Here is a 4,265-nt window from a genome sequence, read left to right on the forward strand (position 1 = left end):
CGCCGCTCGTCAACCCTACGCCAATTTGTAGTGGAGCGGTTTACGACCGTCTCCTTATAAATCAATGAGTTGCGGCTTCAACTGTCGAACTCGGGGGCGCCCAGCCACCGGCATGTTCAGTCGGCCCTGCGCTTTATTGTTGAAGGAACGGGCGCTTACACTGCAGTCAACGGCGAACGCACCACCATGCATCCCGGCGATTTCATCATCACCCCGTCCTGGACCTGGCACGATCACGGCAATATGGCGGTGGCCAATGGCGGCGAGCCGGTCGTCTGGCTGGACGGCTTGGATATTCCCTTTATTCGTTCGATCGGCGCAGGCTTTGCCGAACCCTATCCCGATCCCGAACAGCCCATCACGAGGCCGGAAGGCGATAGCCTGGCCCGCTATGGCTACAACATGCTGCCCGTGCGCTATCAGCCCACGACGATGACGTCGCCCATCTTCAACTATCCCTATTCACGCACCCGCGAGGCGTTGGAGCGTTTGCAGACCCATGGGGAAATCGACGAATGGGACGGCATCAAGCTGCGCTACATCAATCCAGCCACCGGGGGCTATGCCATGCCCACCATGGCGACGTTCATGCAGCTATTGCCCAAGGGATTCCGCGGCAAGGCTTACCGGACGACAGACGCCACGGTATTCAGCGTGGTCGAAGGCAATGGAACGGTACGTATCGGCGATCAGACATTTTCCTTTACTCCGCGCGATGTTTTTGTCGCGCCATCCTGGCAACTGGTACAGTTTGAGACTGACGAAGAAGTCGTTCTGTTCAGCTATTCGGATCGGCCCATACAAACGGCCCTTGGCCTGTTGCGTGAAGAGCGTCTGGCCTGACGCGGTACTTCCGTATTGAAATTCATAACCTAATTTTCACGAGATCATTACTATGTCCCACGTTATCAGTGCTCCTGAAGTCGTCGCCGTTCCGGTGTACGGCAGTTCCGACACCTTCCCCGTCCGCCGCGTTTACTGCGTCGGACGCAACTACGCGGCGCATGCCCGTGAAATGGGTTTCGACCCCGATCGCGAGCCGCCGTTCTTCTTTTGCAAGCCAGCCGATGCCGTGCGTCCGGTGGCTGAAGGCGAAACGCTGAGCATTGCCTATCCGGCTGAAACCAGCAACTACCACTACGAAATCGAACTCGTTGCCGCCATCGGCAAAGGTGGGTCCAACATCAGCCTGGAGGACGCGTTGAGCCATGTTTGGGGCTATGCCGTCGGTCTGGACATGACGCGCCGCGACCTGCAAATGAAAATGCGCGAAGCCGGCCGCCCCTGGGAGATCGGCAAGGCGTTTGACGATAGCGCACCCATTGGGCCCCTGTACCCCGCGGACAAGGCGGGCAATCTGGACAAGGCGATCATCAAGCTTGAGGTCAATGGCCAGGTGAAACAGAACAGCAGCATCGACAAGCTGATCTGGTCGGTGGCGGAAACCGTCAGCTACCTGTCCAAATTCTTCAAGCTGGAACCCGGCGATCTGATCTACACCGGCACGCCTGAAGGCGTGGGCGCCGTTGTGGCAGGCGACAAGATGGTGGGCTCGGTCGAAGGCCTGGGCACACTGGCCGTCAATGTGGTGTAAACATGGACTTGTATAGCTTCTTCAATAGCTCGACCTCGTACCGCGTGCGCATTGCGCTTGGGATCAAGCAACTGGATTTCAATCTGTTGCCGGTCAATATTCGCGTCATGGAACAAAAGAACGCGGATTACGTCAGCAAGAACCCAGGGGCCAGTGTGCCTCTGCTGGACGATGACGGCTTTCAGCTGGGGCAGTCCATGGCCATCATCGACTACCTGGACGCCAAGTATCCCGAACCTCGCTTGATATCTGCGGATCTTGAGCAGCGTGCGCGCGTGCTTGAAATCTCCAACCTGATTTCCTGCGACATGCATCCGCTGAACAACCTGCGGGTGCTTCGCTATCTGGTCAAGGATCTGGAAGTCAGCGACGAGGCCAAGAATACCTGGTACCACCACTGGCTTGCTGAGGGCTTCAAGTCGCTGGAAGCCATGCTGGAGCGTACCCAGTCCGGCGGCTTCTGCGTTGGCGACCAGGTCTCGCTGGCCGATTGCTGCCTTGTGCCGCAAGTGGCCAACGCCACTCGCATGGGATGCGATGTTTCGGTGTATCCACGCATTAAGGCGGTGTACGACCATTGCAACACGCTGCCCGCCTTTCAGCAGGCAGCGCCAGCGGTGCAGCCCGACTTTCAAAAATAATAGGCAGGGACCGGGTGCAAGTGTGTGCCTCGGTCTTGGGTGCTTTCTTATACGCCATGCAGAATCACGACAGGAATTCATGAAATGACAGATACCAAGGCCAAACAAAAGATCATTATTGTTGGGGGCGGCATCGGTGGTTTGGCCGCAGCGCTGGCGCTGACGCGGCAAGGCATTCAAGTGCTGCTGCTCGAGCAGGCTGAGCACATCGGGGAAATTGGCGCTGGCATTCAGCTTGGGCCCAATGCGTTCAACGCGCTTGACGCGCTGGGCGCGGGCGAGGCCACGCGCAATCGCGCCGTATTCACGGACCATCTCATCATGATGGACGCGGTTGACGGCAACGAGGTTGTGCGCATCGAGACCGACGAGAAGTTCCGCGAGCGTTTTGGCGGCCCTTACGGCGTGATTCATCGCGCCGATATTCATTTGTCCATTCTGGAAGCCGTGCAGCACGATCCCCTGATCGAGTTCAAGACCTCGACCCATGTGGCCGACGTCAAGCTCAAGTCCGATGGAGTCGAAGTCAGCGACACGAATGGAAATGTCTATCATGCGGATGCTGTCGTGGGTTGCGATGGGGTCAAGTCGGTAATTCGCGAAAAAACCATAGGCCGGCATCACCGGGTGACCGGCCACGTCGTGTACCGCGCCGTGGTCGACCTGGAGAACATGCCTGAGGATCTGCGGGTGAATGCCCCTATGCTATGGGCTGGCCCGCGTTGCCACTTGGTACACTATCCGTTGCGTGGCGGCCAGCAGTACAACCTGGTGGTTACCTTCCACAGCCGCGACGAGGAAGAATGGGGCGTAACCGACGGCAGCAAGGAAGAGGTTATGAGCTATTTCGAAGGCGTTCATCCTCGTCCTCTTCAGATGCTTGACCGTCCGACGTCGTGGCGTCGCTGGGCTACGGCCGATGCCGACCCGGGTCTTGACGATAAGGAACCACAAACCGACGGCCACCAGAATGCCCGCGCCGATGAACGCCAGGCGCATGATCGGGTAATGAAGTCCCGGCATGATAGGCACCGAACCGGACAGCAGCGCCGGGATCGCCACGAACGGCGGGTTGCGGCCAAAAACCACCGTGACCAGCGCATTGGTGAACATCAGCACCCCCAGCGTGGCCAAAACTTGTTCCAAGTGGTCGCGGTGATACAGGCGGCTGATGATCAGCCGCTCGACAATCAAACCATATAAGCCGGCCCCAACGATGGCGGCGAGTATCGCCACCAGGAAGGACCCAGTGGCCGACACGGCAGCGGCGGCACAAAACGCGCCAACCATGTAAAAGGAACCATGCGCCAGATTGACCACATTCATGATGCCAAGTATCAGCGTCAATCCGGCAGCCAACAAAAACAGCAGGGCGCTGTACTGCAAGCCATTCATGACCTGCTCAACCAACATTGCCATAGTTTTTCTCTTTACGGGCCCGGGGCTGGCGAGCACCCCGGGCAGGCGTCCCTCATGCCCGGGGCATCAAACATACACGTGTTGCTACTTGTCCATCTTGCACAAGTGGGAATACGCATCGCCATGGTCTTCCACAATTGTTTCCACATGCTTGTAGTCGAGCTTGCCTTCCGCGTTGCGCGCCACTTCGACAAGGAACCAGTCCTGAATCGGGTAGTGGTTGGGGCCAAGCTTGAACTTGCCGCGCACGCTGTCAAAATCCGCCTTGCGCAGCGCATCGCGGAATTCGTCCGGTTTACCTTCGACATCACCGTCGATGACCTTCAGAGCGGATGCAATAAGACGTGCTGTGTCGTACGACGTTGCCGCGTAGACCGTTGGACGACGATTGTATTCTTTCTGAAAGGCTTCGACAAACTGCTTGTTCGCAGCGTTGTCCATGTCGGCAGTCCATTCCGTCGTCAGCAAAAAGCCTTCGCTGCCGTGTAGTAATCACGACCAGTAGCCCATAGGCCCCCCGAGTTCGACAGTTGAAGCCGCAACTCATTGATTTATAAGGAGACGGTCGTAAACCGCTCCACTACAAATTGGCGTAGGGTTGACGAGCGGCG

Annotated in this window: 3 protein-coding genes and 3 pseudogenes; 4 read left to right on the forward strand and 2 right to left on the reverse strand. The window is 57.8% G+C overall.

Translation table 11 applies throughout. The features are described 5' to 3' along the window. Window positions 1-69: 69 nt before the first annotated feature. The 4 genes and pseudogenes from DFR37_RS22525 to DFR37_RS22540 all read left to right on the forward strand — a co-directional run. Window positions 70-843 (forward strand): annotated as a pseudogene (locus tag DFR37_RS22525) (cupin domain-containing protein); the annotation flags it as partial. Window positions 844-895: 52 nt separating this feature from the next. Then, window positions 896-1,594: a fumarylacetoacetate hydrolase family protein gene (locus DFR37_RS22530; protein ID WP_113935391.1), complete on the forward strand. Its 699-nt coding sequence runs from the start codon at window positions 896-898 to the stop codon at window positions 1,592-1,594. Window positions 1,595-1,596: 2 nt separating this feature from the next. After that, complete coding sequence (gene maiA / locus DFR37_RS22535) at window positions 1,597-2,235, forward strand: maleylacetoacetate isomerase (RefSeq protein WP_113935392.1); 639 nt, start codon at window positions 1,597-1,599, stop codon at window positions 2,233-2,235. 84 nt (window positions 2,236-2,319) lie between these two features. Further along, window positions 2,320-3,165, forward strand: a pseudogene (locus tag DFR37_RS22540) (3-hydroxybenzoate 6-monooxygenase); the annotation flags it as partial. A 48-nt stretch (window positions 3,166-3,213) separates the two neighbouring features. Here the strand turns inward: DFR37_RS22540 and DFR37_RS22545 are convergent. Both DFR37_RS22545 and DFR37_RS22550 read right to left on the reverse strand, forming a co-directional pair. Beyond that, window positions 3,214-3,654 (reverse strand): annotated as a pseudogene (locus DFR37_RS22545) (ABC transporter permease subunit); the annotation flags it as partial. An 84-nt stretch (window positions 3,655-3,738) separates the two neighbouring features. Next, window positions 3,739-4,122: an ABC transporter substrate-binding protein gene (locus DFR37_RS22550; RefSeq protein WP_276330294.1), complete on the reverse strand. Its 384-nt coding sequence runs from the start codon at window positions 4,120-4,122 to the stop codon at window positions 3,739-3,741. Window positions 4,123-4,265: the final 143 nt, after the last annotated feature.

This window comes from Eoetvoesiella caeni (assembly GCF_003315175.1).
GTDB classification, from domain to species: Bacteria; Pseudomonadota; Gammaproteobacteria; order Burkholderiales; family Burkholderiaceae_B; genus Eoetvoesia; species Eoetvoesia caeni.